Source organism: Peterkaempfera bronchialis (assembly GCF_003258605.2).
In the GTDB taxonomy this organism is placed as follows: domain Bacteria; phylum Actinomycetota; class Actinomycetes; order Streptomycetales; family Streptomycetaceae; genus Peterkaempfera; species Peterkaempfera bronchialis.
On sequence record NZ_CP031264.1, the window covers coordinates 1,004,997 to 1,025,047 of the forward strand.

The 20,051-nt window shown below is 70.9% G+C and carries 16 protein-coding genes; 4 read left to right on the plus strand and 12 right to left on the minus strand.

Going from position 1 to position 20,051, the window contains the following annotated elements; translation table 11 throughout:
- Positions 1 to 147 precede the first annotated feature (147 nt).
- The 8 genes from C7M71_RS04380 to C7M71_RS04415 all read right to left on the minus strand — a co-directional run bounded on the left by C7M71_RS04380 (position 148) and on the right by C7M71_RS04415 (position 7,599).
- Positions 148 to 1,065, minus strand: a complete 918-nt coding sequence (locus C7M71_RS04380) for an NAD(P)-dependent oxidoreductase (RefSeq protein WP_322975145.1) — start codon at positions 1,063 to 1,065, stop codon at positions 148 to 150.
- A 207-nt stretch (positions 1,066 to 1,272) separates the two neighbouring features.
- Positions 1,273 to 1,587, minus strand: coding sequence for a Dabb family protein (locus C7M71_RS04385; RefSeq protein ID WP_229758535.1), 315 nt, complete (start codon positions 1,585 to 1,587; stop codon positions 1,273 to 1,275).
- Complete coding sequence (locus C7M71_RS04390; protein WP_111490372.1) at positions 1,584 to 2,894, minus strand: M24 family metallopeptidase; 1,311 nt, start codon at positions 2,892 to 2,894, stop codon at positions 1,584 to 1,586. The genes C7M71_RS04385 and C7M71_RS04390 overlap by 4 nt, the downstream gene beginning before the upstream one ends.
- Positions 2,895 to 2,995: 101 nt before the next feature.
- The gene (locus tag C7M71_RS04395; RefSeq protein ID WP_111490373.1) at positions 2,996 to 4,000 is read right to left on the minus strand and encodes a transketolase family protein; all 1,005 of its coding nucleotides are present in this window, start codon (positions 3,998 to 4,000) and stop codon (positions 2,996 to 2,998) included.
- On the minus strand, positions 3,993 to 4,889 hold the full coding sequence (locus C7M71_RS04400; RefSeq protein ID WP_111490374.1) for a 1-deoxy-D-xylulose-5-phosphate synthase N-terminal domain-containing protein: 897 nt from the start codon (positions 4,887 to 4,889) through the stop codon (positions 3,993 to 3,995). The genes C7M71_RS04395 and C7M71_RS04400 overlap by 8 nt, the downstream gene beginning before the upstream one ends.
- Entirely contained in the window at positions 4,886 to 5,695 is an 810-nt protein-coding gene (locus C7M71_RS04405; protein WP_111490375.1) for an enoyl-CoA hydratase/isomerase family protein, read from the minus strand. Before C7M71_RS04405 ends, C7M71_RS04400 begins: the two co-directional genes overlap by 4 nt.
- Positions 5,692 to 6,231: a flavin reductase family protein gene (locus tag C7M71_RS04410; protein WP_111490376.1), complete on the minus strand. Its 540-nt coding sequence runs from the start codon at positions 6,229 to 6,231 to the stop codon at positions 5,692 to 5,694. The genes C7M71_RS04405 and C7M71_RS04410 overlap by 4 nt, the downstream gene beginning before the upstream one ends.
- 141 nt (positions 6,232 to 6,372) lie before the next feature.
- The gene (locus C7M71_RS04415) at positions 6,373 to 7,599 is read right to left on the minus strand and encodes an acyl-CoA dehydrogenase family protein (protein ID WP_162824131.1); all 1,227 of its coding nucleotides are present in this window, start codon (positions 7,597 to 7,599) and stop codon (positions 6,373 to 6,375) included.
- A gap of 286 nt (positions 7,600 to 7,885) precedes the next feature.
- Here C7M71_RS04415 and C7M71_RS04420 point away from each other — a divergent pair, with 286 nt between their 5' ends.
- Positions 7,886 to 9,163 carry a PucR family transcriptional regulator gene (locus C7M71_RS04420; RefSeq protein ID WP_111490378.1) on the plus strand — a complete coding sequence of 426 codons (1,278 nt, stop codon included), beginning with the start codon at positions 7,886 to 7,888 and terminating at the stop codon, positions 9,161 to 9,163.
- A 188-nt stretch (positions 9,164 to 9,351) separates the two neighbouring features.
- On the plus strand, positions 9,352 to 10,353 hold the full coding sequence (locus tag C7M71_RS04425; protein WP_111490379.1) for an AraC-like ligand-binding domain-containing protein: 1,002 nt from the start codon (positions 9,352 to 9,354) through the stop codon (positions 10,351 to 10,353).
- Between the two features lie 530 nt (positions 10,354 to 10,883).
- Here C7M71_RS04425 and C7M71_RS04430 read toward each other — a convergent pair.
- The 4 genes from C7M71_RS04430 to C7M71_RS04445 form a co-directional block, all read right to left on the minus strand.
- Entirely contained in the window at positions 10,884 to 13,241 is a 2,358-nt protein-coding gene (locus tag C7M71_RS04430) for an ATP-binding SpoIIE family protein phosphatase (RefSeq protein WP_111490380.1), read from the minus strand.
- 485 nt (positions 13,242 to 13,726) lie between these two features.
- Positions 13,727 to 14,992, minus strand: a complete 1,266-nt coding sequence (locus C7M71_RS04435) for a hypothetical protein (protein WP_111490381.1) — start codon at positions 14,990 to 14,992, stop codon at positions 13,727 to 13,729.
- Complete coding sequence (locus C7M71_RS04440; RefSeq protein ID WP_111490382.1) at positions 14,989 to 15,837, minus strand: 3'(2'),5'-bisphosphate nucleotidase CysQ family protein; 849 nt, start codon at positions 15,835 to 15,837, stop codon at positions 14,989 to 14,991. The genes C7M71_RS04435 and C7M71_RS04440 overlap by 4 nt, the downstream gene beginning before the upstream one ends.
- Positions 15,838 to 16,411: 574 nt before the next feature.
- Positions 16,412 to 17,491 carry an endo-1,4-beta-xylanase gene (locus C7M71_RS04445; protein ID WP_407675970.1) on the minus strand — a complete coding sequence of 360 codons (1,080 nt, stop codon included), beginning with the start codon at positions 17,489 to 17,491 and terminating at the stop codon, positions 16,412 to 16,414.
- A 615-nt stretch (positions 17,492 to 18,106) separates the two neighbouring features.
- Here C7M71_RS04445 and C7M71_RS04450 point away from each other — a divergent pair.
- Complete coding sequence (locus tag C7M71_RS04450) at positions 18,107 to 18,565, plus strand: MarR family winged helix-turn-helix transcriptional regulator (protein WP_407675859.1); 459 nt, start codon at positions 18,107 to 18,109, stop codon at positions 18,563 to 18,565.
- Entirely contained in the window at positions 18,562 to 20,028 is a 1,467-nt protein-coding gene (locus tag C7M71_RS04455; protein ID WP_111490384.1) for an MFS transporter, read from the plus strand. The genes C7M71_RS04450 and C7M71_RS04455 overlap by 4 nt, the downstream gene beginning before the upstream one ends.
- Positions 20,029 to 20,051 lie beyond the last annotated feature (23 nt).

The following is a 20,051-nucleotide window of genomic DNA, read 5'->3' on the forward strand; positions in this document are numbered from 1 at the left end:
GACCGGCCCGGCAGCGGCTCGTCCACCGTCTCGGGACCGTCGGCCGGACGACCGGCGGCGGCGGCAAGCTTGACGAGTTGGGGGCAGCTCGCCACGACCCTGCGCGAGGCAGTGCTCACCCGCCGGCCCGCACTCCAACTGCTCCCTTCACCGCGTCACCGCGCCCGCGCGACGCCGGGCGACCTCGGCGAGTGTCGCCCAGTCCCGCTCGGACCAGCCGGCGGCCATGGCCTCCAGCAGGGCGTCCTGGACCAGGCTGGCGGCGGGCAGCGCCAGGTTCCGGGCGTGTGCGGCGGACTGGGCCAGCCGGACGTCCTTGAGGCCCAGCCGTGTGGTGAATCCGGCGGGCTCATAGCGCTGCCCGGCCATCAGTCCGCCGTAGGTGGCGTAGACCGGGCCCGGGAACAGGGAGTTGCTGATCAGTTCGACGAACTGCCCGGCCTCCACGCCGTAGGACTCGACCAGGGAGATGGCCTCGGCCGTGGTCTCGATGGCGCTGGCGAGCAGGAAGTTCACCGCGATCTTGACGGCGTTCGCCCGCGACGGGTCCTCGCCGAACGTCCAGATCCTCGCGGCCAGCGGCTCCAGTACCGGGCGGGCCAGCCCGACTGCGGCGGGCGCACCGGCGACGAGGACGTTCAGCCTGCCGGCGGCGGCGACCTCGGCCCGGCCGAGCACCGGCGCGGCGACGTACCCGATGCCGTGCGCGGCATGCCGCTCGGCCGCCTCGGCGGCGAGCCCGGCGGAGACGGTGGCCAGGTTCACATGGACCCGGCAGGCGGTGTCCTCCAGCAGGCCGCCGTCCAGGATCCGTTCCCGGACGGCGGCGTCATCGGCGAGGATGGACAGCACGACCGGGCGGGCGAACGCCTGGGCCAGTTCGTCGGCGGGCTCGGCGCCCTCTGCGGCGAGTTCGTCCACTGCGGGCCGGGACCGGTTCCACACGGTCACCCGGTGCCCGGCGGCCAGCAGTCGGCGGACCATGGGCTTGCCCATCGTGCCCAGCCCGATGAATCCGATGTCGCTCATCTCGGCTCCTTGCCGCGCCACCGTGTGGCGGCGCACGTCCTTGTGTTCGTCCCGGTGGAGCCCCCGAGGCCCGAGCCCTGAGCCCCGAGGCCCCTACGCCGCGCGACCGGGCTCACGCCGACGCGATCCGCGTCCGGCGCCTCCCCGTCGAACCCCCGCTGCAACCCCGCGTCCGCCACCGCACGGCGTCGACCGGGCCGCGATGGACGGCGATCCCCGAGCAGCGCGGCGGCGGGCCGCCCGTCATGGCGCGGAGGCGCTCAGATAGTCGAGCGCGAAACGGTCCTCGCAGATCGCGTCCAGCGCCCGCATGAACCGCTCATGCGCCGGGTGGTGCCAGTAGCGGTCGAAGGCCGCCCGGTCCTCGAACCGGCCGAGGCAGCCATGGGTGAACCCGCGGTCCAGGCCGGACCGGTTGGTGTTCGCGCCCCAGGTCAGGTCCGACATCCCGGCGACACCGCCGGCCAGGCCGGCGCCCAGTTCGGCGAGGGCCGCGGCCAGCTCGGGCTCCCGGCCCGGCAGGGGCCGGAAGACCACATAGTGCTCCAGCATGCTCATGCCTCCGAAGGATCCGAAGGAGACGGGCCCACGGCACCGCCGGAGAAGCCGAAGCCGTTCCAGTAGCGGGTTCCGGCGACCAGCAGCTCATCGGCGGGGAAACGGGTGATGACACGCGGCCCGTCCGCGGTGACCACCACCTCCTCCTCGATCCGGGCCGCGGACGAGCCGTCCTTGGTCGGCCAGTACGTCTCCAGCGCGAAGACCATGCCCTCCTCGATCGGCACCGGGTGCTCCAGCGAGTGGTAGCGGCTGATCAGCGGCTGCTCCCACACCGAGAGCCCGACGCCGTGGCAGTACTGGAGGCCGAACGCCTCCTCCTCGCTGGTGTAGCCGAGGTCGGCGGCGCTGGGCAGCGCGAGCGCGACGTCCCGGCTGGTCGCGCCGGGCCGGACGGCGGCGATGGCCTGGTCGATCGCGTCGCGGGCGCGCTTGTAGGCGTCGCGCTGGGCGGCATTGGCGCTGCCCACGTTCATGGTGCGGTAGTAGCAGGTCCGGTAGCCGTTGAACGAGTGGATGATGTCGAAGTAGGCGGTGTCCCCGGGGCGGGTCATCCGGTCGCTGAACACATGCGGGTGCGGGCTGCAACGCTCGCCGGAGATGGCGTTGACCGCCTCGACCTCCTCCGAACCGTGCTCGTAGAGCACCCGGTTGACCAGTGCCACGGCCTCGTTCTCGCGCATGCCGACGTGCAGCGTGCGGTAGAGCTCGTCATAGGCCGCGTCGACCATTCCGGCGGCGTGGTCGAGCAGCGCGATCTCGTCGGCGGTCTTGATCTTCCGGGCCTGCTGCATGAGTTCCTGGCCGTTGACGATGCGCAGGCCCTCGGCCTCCAGCGCCCGCAGCACCGGGATCTCCACGACGTCGATGCCGATCGGCTCGCGGTGCAGGCCGCGCTCGCGCAGGTGCTGGGCGATCCGCCGGGCGTTGCCGGCCTCGACGCCGACGTCCTCGGGGATCGAACCGCGCCAGCTGGAGATGCCGGCCTGCCAGCTGCTCTCGGGCAGCCACCGGGCGTGCATCCGGTGCTGGCGGGCGGCGGAGCCGATGTCCCAGAGGATCGGGGCCTCGCCGCGCATCAGCAGCACGCAGCGGAACAGCTTGTCGCGGGCCCAGTTCCCGATGTGGGTGGCGGTGGTGTAGCGGATGTTGTTCTGGTCGAACAGGATCAGCGCGCCGAGGTCGGACGACTCCATCGCCGCGCGGGCCCGGGCAAGGCGCTCGGTGCGCAGCCGCGCGAAGTCGACCCGCTCCTCCCAGTCGACGCCGAGGGTGGCGCCGGGTGAGGCGATGCCGTGCAGGGACATAGGATGCTCTCCTTCGGTTTTCCTTGTCATTGCTGGTCGGTCATTCCTGGTCGAAGTCCCTTGTCGAAGTCCCTTGTCGAAGTCCCTTGTCGCATGCCTGCTCAGACCGGGGCGTACGAGCCGGGCTCGGGTTCCAGGGCCGCGACCTGCGGTGCCGGGCCCTGGCGGCCGGCCAGTTCCCAGGCGGTCCGGACGATCTCGGCGGTGGACAGGCCGTACTTCTCGAACAGGTAGGGCGCGGACTTCGAGCCCTCGGCGAAGGTGTCCCGCAGGCCGATGCGGCGCAGCGGCACGCCGACGCCCGCCTCGGCGAGGACCTCCGCGACGGCGGAGCCCAGGCCGCCGATGATGCTGTGGTTCTCGACGGTGACGACGCCGCCGGAGCCATGGGCGGCGGCGGTCACCGCGTGCCGGTCGAGCGGCTTGAGGGTGGGGACGTTGACGATTCCGGCGGCCACGCCGTTGGCGTGCAGCACGGCGGCGGCCTGAAGCGTGGCGGGCAGCATCATGCCGCTGGTGAACAGGGTGATCTCGTCGCCGTCGAGCAGCCGCTGCGCCTCGCCGACGCGGAACCGGTGCCGCTCGTCGAACACCATGGGGATCTCGCCGCGCTTGAGCCGCAGGTAGACCGGTCCGGGCAGGTCGGCGAGCTGGGGCACGACCTGGCTGATCTCCACGGCGTCGGCGACGTCGACAACGGTCATATGGGGCAGGGCCCGCATGATCGCCACGTCCTCGATGGCCTGGTGGCTGGGGCCGCCCGGGGTGGAGACGCCGGGCATGAAGCCGACGATCCGCACCGGGAGGTTCGGGTAGGCGATGGCGTTGACGATCTGGTCGTAGGGCCTGCGGGTGGCGAAGACGCCGAAGGTGTGGACCCACGGTTGCAGCCCCTCGCGGGCCATCGCACCGGCCATCGACATCATGTTGGCCTCGGCCATGCCCGCGTGGACGAACCGGTCGGGGAAGACCTGCTGGAAGAGGTCGACCTCGCACTGCCGGGTGAGGTCCCCGGAGAGGCAGACGACCTCCTCCCGCTGCCGGGCCAGGTCCACCAGCGCACGGCCGTAGGGCTTGAGGACGGTGGGGTACGGGGCGCTACGCATCGGTCTGCTCCAGCTCGGCGAGGGCGCGCGCGGCGAACTGCGCGGGCAGCTTGATGAAGTGGCCGTCCGCGTCCTCGGGCAGGCAGGCCAGGCCGTGGGCGGTGGAGGTGCGTGCGATGACGACGGCGGGGCGCTCGTCGTCCACGGCCCGTTGCAGGGCGGTACGGAGCCGGGCGGCGTCGTGGCCGTCCACCTCCTCGGCATGCCAGCCGAAGGACTGCCACTTGTCGACCAGCGGGTCGATGGTGGTGATCGAGCTGACCGGGCCGTCCACCTGGGAGTCGTTGGCGTCGAGCAGGACGACGACCTCGCGCAGCCGGTGGTGTCCGGCGAACAGGGCTGCCTCCCAGGTCTGGCCCTCCTGGACCTCGCCATCGCTGACCAGGACGAAGGTGCGCCGGGTGCCCTCCGTGCCACGGAGCCGGTCGGCGAGCGCGAAGCCGACCGCGCCGGAGAGCCCCTGGGCCAGGGAGCCGCAGGTCAGGTCCACGGCAGGGCTGGTCTCGGTGCCGATCGCCTCCAGTTCGGCGCCGTTGTGGCCGTAGCTCGCCAGCTGTTCGTCGGTGAGTTCGCCGGCCTCGCGCGCCGCCGCGTACGCGGCGATGACGTAGTGGCCGGGTGAGCAGACGAACCGGTCGACCCCGGGGCGGAGGAAGCCGGTGCGCAGCACCGCCATCTGCTCGGCGGCGGAGAGCGCCTGGCCGAGGTAGCCGAAGCCGTGCGGCGCGACCATCTGGACGGCGCGCAGCCGGATCCGGCGGGCGAGGCGGACGGCCGGGTCGGCGGCGGTCTCGATGGCGGCGTCGGGGCCGGTCTCGATGGCGGCGTCGGGGCCGGTCTCGACGGCGGCGTCGATGGCGGCGTCGAGGTCGTCGGTGGTCGCGGTCATGCTGCTGCCTCCGTCGGGTTCAGCATCGCGACGAAGCCCGCGAGGGCCGCGTCGAGGTCGGCGGCATAGCCGGCGTTGACGCTCAGCTCGGCGAGCAGGCGGCGTCCGGTCGCCGCCAGCGGCCCGGGTTTCGCCGCGGCGAGCGCCAGCTCCTGGACGCGGGCGTCGACCTGGGCTGCGGGTGCGGTGGCGGCGAGCACGCCCAGTGCTTCGAGCCGGGCGGCGGGGAACGGGATCCCGGTGACCAGGTTGTACGTGGCGAGCTTGGCCGGGAGCAGGTGCCGCACCGCCACCTGCGCGATCATGGGCCAGCTGCCGCCGGCCGCCTCGACCGTGCCCAGCAGGGCGTGGTCGGCGGCCACGGCGGCGTCGGTGAGCAGCGCCAGGGAGAAGCCGGAGGCGAGCGCGTCGCCGCGCACCGCCGCGAGCACCGGCTTGCGCAGCACGGGCACCAGCTTGAGCAGGGCGATCACCTCTGCGGCGAACTCCGCCGCGGTTCCGGTGGCGCGCAGTTTCGGCAGGTCGGCGCCGCCGCAGAAGGCGAGCGGTGAGCCGGCCAGCACGACGGCGGCGCACCCGGGGTCGGCGTCGGCGGCGCGCAGCTCGCGAAGGATCAGCCGGACGGTGTCGAGGTCGAGCAGGTTGCGTTCGCCGGTGTCCCACTCGACCCAGGTGACCGCCTCGCGGGTGGTGGCGGTGACCGGGCCGGTGGCGGTGACCGGGCCGGTGGCGGTGACCGGGCCGGTGGCGGTGACCGGGCCGGTGCCTCGTCGGTGTGCGTCGGTGGCGGGGGGCGCGTCGGTCATCGGGCTCCTCCACGGTCGGTACCGGGCAGCGGGGCGAACGCGCCCAGGCCGCCACGGAAGAACAGCAGGGGGCGGCGCCTGGGCTCGGCGTGCAGGGCGGTCACCCGGCCCACGACGAGCAGGTGGTCACCGGCGTCGTCGACGCGTTCGGTGGCGCAGTCGATCCAGGCCACAGCGTCCTCGATGACGGGGGAGCCGGAGGGGGCCTCGGACCAGTCGAGCCACTGGAAGCGGGCCGCCGCAGGCCCGGCGAACCGGGTGCACAGCTCGTGCTGGCCGTCGGCGACGACATTGACGCAGAAGCTGCCGAAGTCGCGGATCGCCGGGAAGGTGCTCGATGTCCTCGCCACGAAGAACCCGACCAGGGCCGGTTCCAGGGAGATGGAGGTGAAGCTGCCGATCGTCATGCCGACCGGTCCGCCGTCGGGGTCGCGGGCGGTGACCACGGTGACGCCCGTGGGGTAGTGCCCGAGGACGCGCCGGAACTCCTCCGACGTCACATCCACCGCCTCGGGGGCTGAAAGACTCGCTGTCATGTCTTCTCCGGGTGTTGCGAAGTGCCGAGCGTTCTGGGCCGGCGCCGCGTACGCGGACGGACGCCGGCGGGAGGGCCGGTCCGGGGCCGGGCTGTCGGCAGCCGGAGGCCGCGCGGGTGGGCGGCCGGGCTCCGGTCGCACTCAGACCTCGACCGGGAGCGGGCCCTCGGCGCCGAGCAGGAGCTTGCCGTAGACGTCGTTGGCGATGCCGGGGGTGGCATGGACGTGGCTGCCGCCGGTGCCGACGTCCTGGAAGATCCGCGCCAGCGGGCTGGCCTCCATGAAGCTGCTGGACCCGGCGGCCTTGAGCAGCAGGTCGACGGCCTCCTGCACCAGGGTCACGATGTGGCCGGTGTCGTTGCGCACCCGGGCCCGGGTCAGCTGGTCAAGGTACTCGCCGCGCAGCGCGGCCTCGTCGATGTCGCGGCAGGAGCGGTGCGCGAGCAGCTCGGCGGCGTCGATTTTGGAGGCTGCCTGGGCGACGGACACCTGGTGCACCGGCGAGTTGCGCGACTCGGTGTAGGCGGTGCCCGGCACGCCCTTGGCCTTCATCCGTGCGACGGACTGCTCCAGCGCCGCCCGGCCCAGCCCGATCTGGACGGCCCCGAAGATGATGGTGCCGGTCGGCAGGAAGGCGGCATTGGCGCGCGGTTCGGCGTGCCGCAGCTCGGTGGCGTAGTCCCCGGCCACCATGTCGTGGAAGTACTGGACGCGGTGGTCGGGGACGAAGACCTCCTCCGCGACCACGGTGTCGCTGCCGGTGGCGCGCATGCCGATGGGGAACCAGGACCGCTCGACGGTCCACTCCCCCGGGTGCAGGATGCCCAGCGCATGCCGCATACCGCCGTCGGCCTGCGGGGCCAGGAAGCCCATCATGGCGTGGCTGGCGGCGTAGGAGCCCGATGCGTAGGGCCAGCGCCCGGTGACGACGTACCCGCCGTCGACCCGGCGGCCCTTTGCCGAGGGGGCCAGCACCACGCAGCAGCGGGCGGCGGGGTCGGCGGCCCAGATCTCGTCCTGGGCCCGCACCGACCAGGTGGTGGCGAACCAGTTGCCGACGTTGAGCAGCATCGCCGACCAGCCGGTGGAGCCGTCGGCCCGGGCCAGCTCGGCCAGCACATCGACCGTCGTACGCGAGTTCGTCTCGGCGCCGCCGTAGCGGCGGGGAACGGTCAGGCTCAGCAGGCCCTGCCCGGCCATCGCGTCGATGACCTCGGGCACGACCCGGCCCTCGCGGTTTCCCTGGTCCGCGTGCTCGCCGATCAGCGGGCGCAGCGCCCCGGCACGGGCGATCAGGTCCCGGCTCGGCTCGGTGCCGGTGGTTTCGGGGAGCGACGCCGGCTCGCCCGTCAAGGTGGTCACACTCATCTCACACTCCGGTCGCTTGGCCCCAGGTCTCTGGGATCTGCCGACCCCCAAAGCCTGTGACCGCGCGCACACCCGGGCCATGGGCACGGTCACCAAAGCCGACTCCTCCGCCGGTGGATCGAGCAGCCGACGGCTGGCCCGCAGCCCGGCGTCCGGGCATCCTGCACAAGAGCGGCGGCCGGAGCTGTTCACCCAGCACGGAGATCGCGTCGGGTAGTGCCTTCGGCGGGCGGCTTCGACACAGTGGGCTGTGTCGTCTCAGCAGGGACCGAGCAAGGAGCGGACCATGGACCACGGCTGGGTGCGGAAGCTGGCGGCGACCGAACCGGTGGCGCCGCTGACGTCACTCACCACCCGTCGCCGCGCGGCGAAGGTGATCGGCGAGGAGGCCGTGGGATGGGGCGTGGCGGCCGGCCGGAGGATGGCGGCGTACATCCTCGGGGCGCTCGCGGACTGGCCGGGCGAGCGCTCCGAGGAGGAGTGGGAGTCGCTCCAGCGCGCGACCGAGGCGAGCACCCTGGACACCCTCACCGCGCTGGTGACCGGGAACGGGGAGCCGATGCGGATGTCGAGCGAGCCCACGCAGAACATCATCTTCTATGTGACGGAGGGCATCCCGATCGAGGAGGTCGTCCGCAACGTCCACGCCGGGCAGGAGTTCCTCACCCAGGAGCTGATCGGCTGCATCGCGGACCTGCTCCCGCCGGAGCAGCGGCTGGAGGCGATCCAGGCGACCACCCGCAGCGTGATCCAGAACTGGTCGGCGTTCGCCAGCGAGATCACCCAGATCTACGCTGCGGAGTCGCGGCGCTGGCAGCAGGGCAGGCAGAGCGTACGGATGCAGGCGGTGCGCCGGATCCTCAGCGGCGTGCGGTTCCCGGCGGAGGACACCGGCCGAGACCTCGGCTACCGGCTCGACCAGACCCACGTGGCGCTGATCCTCTGGCTGGAGGACCTCGACGTCGAGACTGCGCGCATGTTCGACTTCACCGGGCTGGCCCGGTCGCTCGCCGCAGTCACCCTCGCGGAGCCGGAGCCGCTGGTGATCCGCCGCGGCGCCACCCGGGTGGACGTCTGGCTGGGCGGCGCCCAGCCGGACGCCGCCCAGCTCATCGAGGCCAAGGCCGTCCTGCCCACGCCGCTGCGGATCGCGGTGGGCTGCCCCGCCCCGGGAGTCGAGGGGTTCCGCTGCTCCCATGAACAGGCGCTGGCCGCCCGCCGGGTGCTGCGCCTCGGAACCGCCGACCGGCAGATCGTGGACTATCCGGACGTGGAGCTCGTCTCGCTGCTCGCGGCCGACCCGATCCGCGCCCGCGCCTTCGTCCGGGCGGTCCTCGGACCGCTGCGGCAGCGCGACCCCCGGATGGCGGAGCTGCGGCTGACCCTGGCCGCCCACATCGACAACGGCGGCAGCATCGCGCAGACCGCGCAGGCTCTGCACACCCACCGGAACACGGTCTCCTACCGGCTCAACCAGGCCGAGGAACTGCTGCCGGCCAACCGTGGCAAGACCGAACTGCGGTGCGCCCTGCTGCTCGGGGAGCTGTTCCCGGAAGGGCTGTGACCCCCTGGGCCCGGGCACCACAGCCATGCGGTCGGCCGTCGGCCTCCGGCAGTGCCTCGCACGGCAGCCGCACCCGGCCCAAGGTGCTGTGAGAGAGTGGCCGACCGGGGTGCCGGTCCGCTCCGGCAGTCGGCGGACCTCCACCCCGGGCAGATACCGGCGGTGACCGATGGGGAGCTTGTACGCCCGTGCTGAGCGAGACGGTGTTCCGTAGCGAGGACTTCCCGGTGGGTGACCGGTTCGACGCCTGGCAGGCGTGCACCAGCGGAATGCACGCCCCGTTGGAACTGCGCCGCGAACAGGGCGGCGACTTCCGGGCCGAGGCGCGGCTCATCGAGCTCGGTGCGGTGTCGGTGTGGCCGGCGACATTCGAGCAGCACATCTGGCGGCGGACTCCGAAGCTGATCCGGCAGTCCGACCCCGAGCTCTACCACCTCTCCCTCGTTCTGCGCGGGGAGGTGCAGGTCTCCTGGGGCAGGCGGTACGCCACCCACCGCGCGTACGACTTCCATACCAACGACTCCGCCCGGCCGTGGGAGATCCGGACCAGCGAAGGGCTGATCAGCTCCGTGGGCATCGAGGTCCCCAAGGTGCTGCTGCCGTTACCCCGGCACAAGGTCGACCGGGTGATCGGGCAACGGATGTCGGGCAGGGAGGGGATCGGCGCCCTGCTGGCCCAGTTCGTCACCCAACTCGCGGCGAGCACCGACTCGTACCAGCCCGCCGACGCGCCCCGCATCGGCGGGGTCCTGAGCGACCTGGTCGCCGCGCTCTTCGCCCATGTCCTCGACGCGGACGCCGCCCTGCCGCCGGAGACGCACAGCCGGACCCTGACGCTGCGTATCAAGGCGTTCATCCGCCGGCAGTTGCACGACCCCGAACTGACACCAGGTTCCATCGCCGCCGCGCACCACATCTCGCGCAGCTACCTTCACCGCCTCTTCCAGGCGGAATCCGAGACCGTGGCCGCGTACATCCGCCGCCTGCGCCTGGAGGCCACCCGCCGAGACCTCACCGACCCCGCCTTGCGGACCACGCCCATCCACGCCATAGCGGCCCGCTGGGGATTCACCCGCCCGGCCGACTTCAGCCGCGCCTTCCGCGCCGCCTACGGCATCCCGCCCAGGGACCTCCGCCAGGGCTTCGGCATAGCCGCTCCACACCCGGTCTGCGGTGAGCAGCCAGGCTGAGGCGCCTGCGGAATGCCGCCCCGGACCGCACCGGCGATGCGGCCCTGCCACGCCGGCCCGAGAACCAACCGCCACCTTGGGCGCTGTGGACGCGTTGCGCAGGCAGTTGTGGACTCCGTGCTAACGACGTGGATCGCACGGCAGAGCAGTCTTGGAGCCGGACGGAGGCCGAGCGCCCGAAGGTGAACCATGAACCGCCATCAGGCGATTCCGGCCGCCGGTCCGGCCTGCGCGGTAGCAACCCACGGGCACCATGACGTCCGCCGACCCGGACAACCCGGCGTCGGCGGCTGATTGACCCGGAGACGGCGGCAACGGGGGGTGCCGCCGTCTCCGCATCTCCCGGGTGGCGCAGCAGGTCGAGCATGTGTGCGGGATGACGAGCGAGGCGTCCTGGCCGACAAGGTCTACGCCGGAGCCGGCGGAACCTTTGAGACACCGACCAAGCACCGCCCGGACAACAAGCCTCGCGGGGGCTTAGGCTCCGTGCAGGGAACCCGGATGGCGTCGAACACCGTGGAGCCGTCGTGTCAGGACCCCTCCGTGGGGATGAAGAGATCGAACCAGAGAACGTGGCCAGTGCTCCGGCGGGCCACGCCCCAGCTCTTCGACATGGCCAGGATCCCGGACCGGCGTATGGCATCGTCCCCGGCTCCGAGGTGCGACTGCGCATCCGCGCCGCGTCTGTCGTGGACCACCTCGACCACAACGGTTGACCGGAGCCGCATGACTCTCAGGTCGATGGTCTCGGGGCACTGCTCCAGGGCGGCGGTGGTGGTCTCGCTGACCAGCAGCCGCGCGGTGTGGACCAGCATGTCCAGCCCCCAGCGGGTGAGTTCGCCGGCCACGAGTGCTCGGGCACGGCGCACTTCGCTCGCTTGGCTCCTGAGTGTCCAACCGCGCACATCCTCCTCAGGGATGCCGTCGAGCCGGGCGGCCACGAGGGCGACATCGTCGCGGAGGTAGTCGGGGGCCAGCTCCGCGAGGAGTCGGTCGCACACAGCCTGGGGTTCCGGGTCGCAGCTCGCGGCCACGGCATGCAACCGGTCCAGCCCTTCGGTGATGTCCCGGTGTTCAGCGAATACGAGCCCATTGGTGTAGAAGACCAGCCGACTGCCGTCCGCGACCGAGAACGTCACCGTGTCGAAGGGCCAAGCACCAGCGCCGATGGGCGGCCCGGGTGGCACGTCGACGAACACCACATCGCCGTCGGGTGCGATGAGCAGCGGCGGGAGATGGCCTGCGTTCGCGGCGGTGCAGGTCCGAGCCACAGGGTCGTACACCACGTAGAGACAGGTCGTCAGCGCCTGGTCGTTGAGTCGCAGGCAGAGATCATCGAGTTGGATCAGCACGTCGGCCGGTGCCAGATCCAGCGCGGTGAGGGTCTGCATGGCGCTGCGGAACCTCCCCATGGCGGCTGCCGAGTGCAGGCCGTGGCCCATGACGTCCCCGATGACGAGGGCGACCCGTCCTCCCGGCAGCGGTACGGCGTCGAACCAGTCACCGCCCACGTGGATGTGCTCATCGCTTGGCTGGTAGCCAAACGCGATCCGTGCTCCCGCGAGTTCGGGCGGGCTCTCGGGCAGCATGCTGCGTTGCAGCGAAAGGGAGGCGAGTACTTCGTTGCGGTGCTGCTGTGCCGTTTCGATGGAGCGGGCTGCGATGTCGGTCAGCGCGCGGAGGCTCAACGCGTCGGCTTCCTCGAAGGGCTGGTGGTCAGGGGACCGTGCAAGGAGCAACAAGCCGATAAAGCCGCCGCGCACCGTCAGGGGGACCGCCATCAAGGAGCAGTTGGCAAACCAGGGCGCGGTGCTGCCGTCACCTAGCAGCGCGGCGCACTCGGCGTCGACGGTAGGGGAGATCCTGCGAATCACCACGGGTTCGTCCTGGTAGAGCCGGCTCCCCACCGAGTCCCAGACGTTCAGCGGAATCCGCTGTTCTTCATGCAGCAGGTGCTGCCAGGACGACATCTCGGGGCCGAACCGGCACGCCAGCCGACGCATGCTCGCTGTTGTGGCCAGTACATCGCCGGCCTCCGGCAGGTCCACGCAGGCGAGGTCGGCCACTGCGGGCACCATGAGGTCGCAGATCTCCTCCGCCGTCTGGCGCAGGTTGAGGCTCGTCCCGACCACCCGCCCCGCGGCCCGCAGCAGTCCCGCGTACCGGGACTCCAACTCGGCTACCGGGCCGTCCGACGCGCGTGACTGCAGACGTGCCTCGGCGGCAAGCAACTGGGCCTCCAGCCGAAGGCAATCCTGCTCGGACTCCTGCTTGAGCCGCTGGGCTCGCTCCAATTCGACTTTCATCGATGCCAGTTCGGCGTGAAGCGCAGCCAATTCGTCATCCGCGCCGACCGACGTCCCGGACCCGGTGAGCGCGGTGCCGATGCCGGGAGCCGTCTGCGCCGCGCGGTCCGACCACCCACGCTCCAGCTGCCGGTGACGCTGCTCCGCACGGGCAGCCCTGGCCTCCTGGTCTGCGACCGCCTTGACCAGGACGCGTTCGCGGACCTTGGCATGGTGCAACTCCTCTTCTGCGGTCCGGAGCCGCTGGCGCAGAAGTTCGAGTTCGTAAGCGGATCCGTTGCTTACCCGCAACGCCTCCAGCCGCAGCCTGTGCGCCTGCTCCTGCACCTCCGCGGTCACCGGCTGCCCGGTAATCTCGGTGACATGGCATAGAAGGTCATCCACAAAGTCCTGGGGCGGTACGCGCTGGCCGCTGAGATAGCGCGAGACCGCCCCCTTGTCGCGGTGGCATCGGACGGCGTACCGGGTGAGACTCGTCTCCAGCAAAGCGAACAGTTGCTTGAGGAAGGCAGACAACGCCAAGACCTCGGCTTTCGCCCTCGTGTCCGTTCCCCGCATTTCGGTCACGCTGCCCTGGGGCACGCTCGCTCCCGTAGCCGTTCGCTCCGTGGCGTTGCCGTGGTCTGGCAACACGTGCACCCTCCCGCAACGTTGCTCCGTGCGAGGATCGTAGTGCGGAAAGTGAACGACCAGCTGGGAAAGAACCCGAACGTGACACCTTTCGTCGCAGCCCTCATCAGTCGGACTGTCCCGCGAAGAGCAACCGTGCCGGCGGCACTGACCGCCTTGCCAGTCATCCTGGCCACGCTCGCTCTTCTCCCGGCACTCGCCGTGCTGCCCTTCTGCCCCGACGGTGACCGTCGGGTGGCAGTCCTGCTCCACCGACTTCAGTCGTGGACCGCCACCTTGCTCTACAGATTTCCGGTGCACCCTGCAGCACGTCACCCTCACCGAGCCGGATCGGCAACATCGCCCGTGCCGTCCTCGTCCCCAACGGAAACGTCAGTGGCGCAGTGGTGATCTGCGGCGAGCAACGGATCCGACCTGGGACTTCTCCGCCTACAGGGTCATCGCCCGGCGCGCTTCCACGCCCCTACGAACTCCCGATACAAGAACCGTTGATATGGCTGCGCACCGGCGAAGCCGAATTGCTTGGACAGGGATCGGGCCCCGAACCACAGACCGCTGACGACCGGAACACCGGTCACCATGCTCCCGACGGAGTCAACGGATCCGACAAGTTCGCGCTCGATTGCCGAGAGTTCCACACGCCGCAGTCCCAGGCGTTCGAGCAGTTGTCGCTTGACACCTTCGATGTCGCGGGCAAGCCGCACATAGTCCTCGGCGGTCACGCAACGCTCCACGGCTCGGCGGAGTTCGGCCGCGCGACTCCGGTAGTCCCGGATGCGGGCAACGACAAAGGCCACCCAGTCCCGGTCGTTGCGCGTCCCAGTTTCGTCGGGGGACCACAGTCGACCTCCCAGCAGTGGCAGTTCCAGCTGGAGCAGCCGGGTACGGTGCACTTCCTCTTGGCCGGCGGCTTGGCTGAGGGTGGCGTGAATGCCACGGACGGCCTGGATGAGGTTGAGTACCTCGTCGTCATCGGCACCGTCGCGGGTGAGGTCGAAGGTGAGCGAGAAGTCCCGGCGCATGGGGTGGGACTGGTAGGAGATGCCGCAGGATTCAGCTCGCGCCCGGTACTTCATGCCCCTGGCCAGCGTGGCCATCAGATAATTGCCCTGGCCGGGAGCGGCGATGTCACTGAGGGCTCCGTGCAGCATGACGGCCGCGGCACGTGCCCATTCGCCGAAGGCGTCCTCTTCCACTCCGTCACGGGTCGGTATCCGTTCGGTGTGGTGTCCGGCAGTCGAGCGGACCTGCCCTTCCTGGAACCCGCTCCAGTCTCGGATCCGCCTGGACAGGGCCTGCTGGCCTCCTACGCTGGCCCGGTCGCATGCGAAGGTCTGCTCCACGAAGCGGGCCATGCTGGTGACACCGTGAACGCTTTGGAGGTCGTGAATCGCGGACGATTCAAGACGCTCGGCCGAAGCCTGCTGCTCGGCATCGAGGCGGAGCGGCTGCAGCAGGCCGGTCCTCATCAGCTCACGTAACAGCAGCGGTCGGTCTCCGAAGTCCGCCGCCTGTGGCGCGAGCAGGACGGGATGAGCGACATGGACCGCGGACATGAAGATGAGGGACTGGACAACCTCGACGAAGCACTGCCGGGCGAAGGGGTCCTTCGGTGGCGCGGACCGGTTTTGGGAGAGCAGGAAGTCTTCTGCGCTGATGAGAGAAGTGACATCCACGAGGACGTCCGTGTTGCGCTGGTTCATGCGCGGCTGACCTCCAGGAACCAGGCGACGGTCTCGGGGCGGCCCATGACTGTGGAGGGGAAGGCCGGTGTGGGGGCGCTGAGAAACTCAGGCCCGTACGGCAGGGGCTCGCCATTTTCCCCCATGCTGCGCAGACCGAGTGCCGCACCCAGGCAGAGGCCGGCTGCGCCGTCCCAGAGTTTCTGCGTGCGCCGCCAGAAGAGATCGAATCGTGGCAGGACAGGGTCGGTGACCGCGCTGAGATCCACGACGGTGCGCACCATGTCCAGGGTCTGGGACGTCGTCCGGGTTTTGAGGCGGTATCCGGCTTGCTTGGCAATGGCTTCGAAGGAGCGTGCCGGGCTGCCGAGACTGCGGGTCACCGAGACCCACTCTGCCGGCTCCGGCGCAGGTACGGACCCGCCGCCGAGCCGGACTGTGCCGGCGGTGACGTCGCCGGTGACGACGAGCGGGGTGCGGCCAGTCCCCAGTTCGGGGGCCACGACGAGGGCGGCGGACGGTTTCCAGTCCTCCAGAAGGCACACGACCGAGCAGAACTCGACCCGGTCATGGCGGACGAACTCGGCGGTACCGTCAATCGGGTCGATTACCCAGACCCGGCCGTCCGACTTCGCCACCTCTTCGCGCGGACCCGTCCGCTCGTCCTCTTCCGCGATGATCACTGCGTTGGGATCCAGTCGCCTGATCTCCCTGACAATCAGATCTTGGATCTCGACGTCAGCCCTGGTCAGCAGTGTCCGGTCGGCCTTGAACTCGATCGGGAGGTCTGCAAGGCGGTTGCGGTAGTCTGCGAAAGTCCGGAGAAGCTGCTGGGTAAGCGAGCTCCACAGCGGTTCTACGGACATCTGGCCATCCCCCTGATGTCATCCCGGTTCATCCAACGCCGAGTCTCCCATCCCGATCACACCCTGGCACAGCACGACCCACGGCCGGAAGGGCGCGCGCCGGTCACATCAACGACCGATCGCCTCGGAGTCTCGGCTTCTGAGCCGTTTCGGCGACCTGAGGCGCCTAACGCAGAGGCCACACGCCCGTTTGCAGCGCAGCTCCTGCTGAGGGTGGTGCGTGTCCTTCAGGTTCCCATGGCGTTGAGGGTGTGGACCTGGATGAGATTGCTGACCGGCCACCAGGCGTGGCAGGGGATCCGGCTCCCGACGGAGACCGCCATCGGCGCCGATGCCGCAGCGCTGTTTACTCGACCACACGGGCACACGCGCCGACCAGGCCCGCAAGCGGCAGAACGTCGCGCTCTCCATCCAGGGTTCGCGTCCATCGGCTGACCCGGGCGGACACGGCCACCCCGGAACTGCTCGACCGCATCGCCCCGGGATACGAGCCGGCCGTGGACACCCACTGGCCGCCGGAGCTCTCGCGGGGCGCGCGCCCCGGTGGGGGCCGGGGCGCGCGGCCGAGGGGGGGTCAGCGGTGGCGACCGGCCAGGAGCAGGTCCTGCTGGAGGACGGTGAACGCGGACTTGGGCTGGTAGTCGGCGTCCATGATGTTGGCGTCGCCCTCGCCGGTGAAGACGCTGGGGACCCAGGAGTACTTGTCGGTGAAGCCCCAGACGGTGAAGTCGGTGCAGCGGGCGGTCAGCAGGCAGCCCTGGAGGAGGGTGCTGTACGCCTGGTTCTGCGCCTCGACCTTGGTGTTGTCGGAGGGCAGCGGGATACGGACGTCGGCCTCGGTGATGGCGGTCTGCACCCCGAGGGCGTCGAAGCGGGCCAGGTTCTGGGCGATGTCGTGCGGGGCGGGGTACTGCACGTCCAGGTGGCCCTGGACACCGACGCCGTGGATCGGCACACCCTGGCCGCGCAGCTTCTTGACCAGGTTGTAGAGGGCGGTGCTCTTCGCGTTGACGCCCTCGATGTTGTAGTCGTTGATGAACAGGACGGCCTTGGGGTCGGCCTGGTGGGCCCAGCGGAATGCGTCGGCGATGTAACCCGGGCCGAGCTGCTGCAACCAGATGGTGTCGCGCAGCGTGCCGTCGTCGTTGAACGCCTCGTTGACGACGTCCCACTGCCAGATCTTGCCCTTGAAGTGGCCGGCCTCGTCGGTGATGTGCTTGCGGAGGATGTCGCGCAGCTGGGCGGGGGTGAACGAGCCGTTGGTCAGCCACGACGGGAGCTGGCTGTGCCAGACCAGGGTGTGGCCGCGGACCAGCTGGCCGTGGGCGCGGGCGAAGGAGACGAGCTGGTCGGCGGCCTTCCAGTTGTAGCTGCCCCGGCTGGGCTCGACGGCGTCCCACTTCATCACGTTCTCCGGGGTCACCGAGGAGAACTGGGTGGCCACCTGCCGGGTGTAGGCGGGCTCGTCGGCCAGGGCGTCCGTGTTCACCGCCGTGCCGATGCGCACCCCGGCCCGCTTGCCGAGCGTGGCGAGGGTCTGGTCCAGGGGTCTGGCCGAGGTGTGGGCGTTCTGGCCGGGGGCCAGGGGCGCGGGGTGCCCGGAGGCTGAGTGGGCGAACGCCATCGGCACTGCGGCGGAGAGCAGCAGGCCCATGGATGCAGCGGTCAGAGCAGCGGTGCGGGTTATCTTCAGCACGAAATATCCCCTCCGGACGCGCCAGAGCCGCGACCCGACCCGGCGCAGTGGTCGAAAGTTTCGACGTTTCTTTCGCAAACTTGGGGAAAGGTAGGGGCTGGCGCAGGGGCGGGTCAAGAGTCCTGTCATGACATTCCGTCGGCTGCGTCCGGCGGACCGGGCTCGCCGGGGAATGGTCGAGCAAGTCGCGGCTGCCGATGGCCGGGAGACCGGATGGCGCGGCACCGGCCGGACGTGGTCGCCTCAGTGGCCCACGGGTGTCCGCCAGGCCGTCGATGCGGCTCATGGGAGCGCTGCGCGGTCCGTCAGGTCCCGCGCCCGTGGCGACCGTGACCGAATGTTTCGAAGGCGGCACCCTGATGAGTCCGGCTCTGGTGGCTACGAGGGCAGAGGGCGGCCGTCATCAGGCCGAGGCCCCAGCCGTCGCCGCTGGCAGCAGTGCCCGAACGGCGATCCGGTCGCCTCCGGGGGCGGGGATGCGGCCGGGGAGCCGGCGTTCGGCGGTGGCGGAGAGGCGCAGCCGTCGCGCTTCGGAGTTTGCGCAGTCTGGACTGCGCAAGCTAGCCTGTATATATGCGTGAGATGGCCAGCAGCCAGGACAGCGTGTCCGAATCAGCCGCGCGCGCGGCCCGCGAGGTCCGTGTGGTCCTCAGCCGGCTGAAGCGCCGCATGCGCGAGACCTACGACCCCGGCGACCTCACCCCGTCCCAGATGTCCGTGCTCAGCCGGCTGGACAAGGACGGCGAGGCGTCGGTCAGTGACCTGGCGGCCGCCGAACGCGTCCGGCACCAGTCGGTGGCCGCCACCGTCGGCGTCCTGGTGGAGCGCGGGCTCGTCTCCCGCCGCCCGGACCCCGAGGACGGCCGCCGCCAGCTGGTCTTTGTCACCGGCAGCGGCCACGCCTTCCTGGAGGACCGCCGCCGAGTCGGCGAGGGCTGGCTCACCCGCGCCCTGGAGGACCAGTGCACGGAGGAGGAACGCCGCACCCTCCTCGCCGCGACGGCCCTGCTGGATCGGATCGTCCGGTCGTGACCGGAAGCCTGACCCGCGTCCTGCGCCGGCTGCGCCCCGGCAGCGCCAAGGGATCGGCGGACGGCTTCGACCGACGCCTGCTTGCCCCGATGATGCTGGGATCGGTACTCAACCCGGTCAACTCCTCCATCATCTCCGTCTCACTGGTACCGATCGGCGCCGCCTTCGGCGCCCCGCCCTCCCGGACGGCATGGCTCATATCCGCCCTCTACCTGGCCACCTCCATAGGGCAACCGGTCGTGGGACGGCTGATCGACCTCTTCGGACCCCGCCGCCTGTTCCTGGCCGGGACGGCGCTGACCGGTGCCGCCGGCGTCGTGGGCATGCTCGCCCCCAACCTCGGCGTGCTCATCGCCGCACGGGTACTGCTCGGCTTCGGCACCTGCTCCGGCTATCCGGCGGCCATGTACCTCATCCGCACCGAGGCCCGACGCACCGGCCGGCAGAGCCCCGCCGGCGTCCTCACCGCCCTCGCCGTCACCACCCAGACCATCGCCGTCATCGGCCCCAGCCTCGGCGGCCTGCTGATCGGCGTCGGCGGCTGGCGCGCGACCCTGGCCGTCAACATCCCCCTCGCGGCAGCCGGCCTGTACCTCGGCGCCCGCCGCCTCCCTGCGACCCCCGCCTCCCGCCGCGACGACGGCCGCCACCCCGTGAGCGACCTGGACCTGCCGGGCATGGGCCTGTTCGCCGTGGCGCTCGTCTGCCTCCTGCTGTTCCTCATGAACCCCCGTGGCGGCGACTGGTACCTGCTGCTGCTGACCGTCGCCGCGGCAGCCGGCTTCACCTGGCGCGAGCTGCGAGCGCGGCAGCCCTTCATCGACGTACGCGTCCTCGGCGGCAATCTGCCGCTCCTCGCCACCTACGCCAGGACCCTGCTCGCCTACGTCGTCAGCTATGCCTTCCTGTACGGCTACACCCAGTGGACGGAGGAGGGACGCGGGCTGTCCCCCTCCCAGGCCGGTCTGGTGCAGCTCCCCCTGTTCGCCACCGCGATCGTGGTCTCCACCCTCACCGGACGACGCCAGGCCATCCGCAGCAAGCTCCTGGTCGGCGCCGTCGGCCAGATCGCCGCCTGCGGCCTGCTGCTCCTGCTGCACGCCCACAGCCCCCTGTGGATGCTCCTGGCCGTCGTGATCGTCCTCGGAGTGCCCCAGGGCCTCAACAACCTCGCCCTGCAGAACGCCGTCTTCCACCAGGCCGACGGCGAACGCATGGGCTCCTCCGCCGGGCTGCTGCGCACCTTCGGCTACCTCGGCGCCATCATCGCCTCCGCCGCCGGCGGCACCTTCTTCGGCCAACGCGCCGACACCGACGGCCTGCACCACCTCGCCGCCTTCATGCTCGCGATCAGCACCCTGTTCCTCGCGGTGACCGTCGTCGACCGCTCCCTGCGCCGCCTCGGCGCACCACGCAAGGACGACGCCCCCGCCGAGACGGAACCCCAGCACCCCGACCGGTGACCGGGACCTCCGGGCCCCCGCCC